The 2,106-nt window shown below is 64.5% G+C and carries 2 protein-coding genes; both read left to right on the forward strand.

Going from position 1 to position 2,106, the window contains the following annotated elements; translation table 11 throughout:
- Window positions 1–1,497 (forward strand): DNA recombination protein RmuC (locus AC4FAH_RS10460; protein WP_490245992.1); only part of this gene is annotated, 1,497 nt, incomplete at its 5' end.
- Between the two features lie 346 nt (window positions 1,498–1,843).
- Window positions 1,844–2,106: BufA1 family periplasmic bufferin-type metallophore (locus AC4FAH_RS10465; RefSeq protein ID WP_490245993.1), on the forward strand; the 263-nt coding region annotated here is incomplete at its 3' end.

A 2,106-nucleotide genomic window follows, 5' to 3' on the forward strand; every position in this document is an offset into this window, starting at 1 on the left:
CAGCAGACGCTGGCGCGCAGCCTGACCCGCCAGCAGGAAGTGCTGGAGGCGCAGCTGCTGGAGCGTGAAGAGCGTCTCGAGACACTGAGCGAGCGCTACGCCGAGCTGCGCGAGACACATGCCTCGCTGGTGACGCGCCAGCGTCAGGAGGCCAGCCATCACGAGCAGCAGCTGGCATTGCTCAACGAGTCGCGCGAGCGCCTGAGTCAGGAATTCGAGCAGCTGGCGGGCAAGGTGTTCGAGGAGCGCCAGCAGCGCTTCACCGCCGCCAGTGGCGCCCAGCTCGAGCAGTTGCTCAAGCCGTTTCGTGAGCAGGTCGGCGACTTCCGTCAGCGCCTCGAGCAGCTGCATGGCGAGGAGGTGCGTGAGCGCACCAGTCTCAAGAGTCAGCTCGACCAGCTGGCGGGGCTCAACCGCCAGATCACCGAGGAAGCAGCCAACCTGTCGCGGGCGCTCAAGGGCGACAGCAAGATGCAGGGCAACTGGGGCGAGATGATTCTGGAGACCGTGCTGGAGCGCTCCGGTCTGCGTGATGGCATCGAGTTCAAGCGCGAGGTGTCGTTCACCGGTGAGGGCGGACGCCAGCGTCCGGATGCCATCGTCTACCTGCCGGACAACAAGCATCTGATCATCGATGCCAAGGTCTCGCTGACCGCCTACACCGAGTACGTCAACGCCGAGGACGACGTGACGCGAGCACGCGCACTGCGCGCGCATCTGACTTCGGTGCGCGGCCATGTCACCGGGCTTGCGCGGCGCAACTATCCCGCCATCGAGGGGCTGGGCTCGCCGGACTTCGTGTTCCTGTTCCTGCCGATGGAGCCGGCTTTCGCGCTGGCCTTCGAACACGATGACAGCCTGTTCCAGGATGCCTTCACCCAGGGCGTGGTGATGGTGACGCCGACCACCTTGCTGGCCAGCCTGCGCACCGTGGCGAGTCTGTGGAGTCTGGAGCGTCAGAACGACAATGCGCGCGTGATCGGTGAACGCGCGGGAGCGCTGCTCGACAAGTTCCGCGGCCTCGCCGAATCCCTCGAGGAGCTGGGCACTCAGCTGGGACGTACGCGTGAGGCGCATGATACCGCCATGAAGCGGCTGGCCAGCGGGCGCGGCAACCTGATCAGCCGTGCCGAGGAGCTGCTGGAACTCGGCGCGCGCATGAAGAAGCCACTGCCGGAAGCGCTGGTGCGCCAGTCGCGCGACACCCTGCATCAACCCGAGCAGGCGCTGGATCAGCCATCGACACCCGCGCCGTCGGCGCTTGATCGCCAGCCCGCGCCCGAGCCGCCTGCCAGTGAAGAAGCGGCGGCCAGTGAAGAAGCGGCAGCCAGCGAAGGCCAGGATGTCACCAGAGCGCCGGGTGCCGAAGTACCGGGTGCCGAAGCACCGGATGCCGAGGCATTGGATACAGAGACACTGGACACCGAGGCAGGGCAGGCACCTGCGTCGCTCTCGCGCTGGGAGCTCATGGAGCGCAAGTGGCAGGGCGATACCTGATCGCCCTCATCGCCTGCAGTACTGCAGGCAACCGTTGCGACTGACGTTACAACAGGCGTTGCGACATGCCCTCAGACAGCAGATGACAGTCAACGACAGCGGCCCCTGCATGGGGCCGCTGTCGTTTGTATGGCGAGGTCAACGCAAGCGCGGGGTATCGTTTCCACATGCGATGAGGGGAGTGCGGTCAGCGCGATATTGTCGAGTCGCGGCAATAATTTCGATCTTTTCTGCATCCATCTTCCCAAGCCCCCCGTAAGTTGGATTGAGCCCGCGGCGCAGGGGCGAAAGTGATAGATAAATAACGTTTGGCTCATTAAAGAGCATTTTCTCAGGAGATGTGCCCATGTCTACCAAGACGAACAAGTCCGCCAAGACCGCTTTTGCCCTGGCCTCCGCACTCGGAACCGCTGTCGCTCTGTCTACCGCTGTCGTCTCCCTCCCGGCCCACGCGGCGGGCATGGAAAAGTGCTACGGCGTGTCGCTGGCCGGTGAGAATGACTGCGCCGCTGGCCCGGGTACTTCGTGTGCCGGGACTTCCACCGTCGATTATCAGGGCAATGCCTGGAAGCTGGTTCCGGAAGGCACCTGCACCTCCATCGAGACGCC

It is taken from the genome of Cobetia sp., assembly GCF_983723665.1.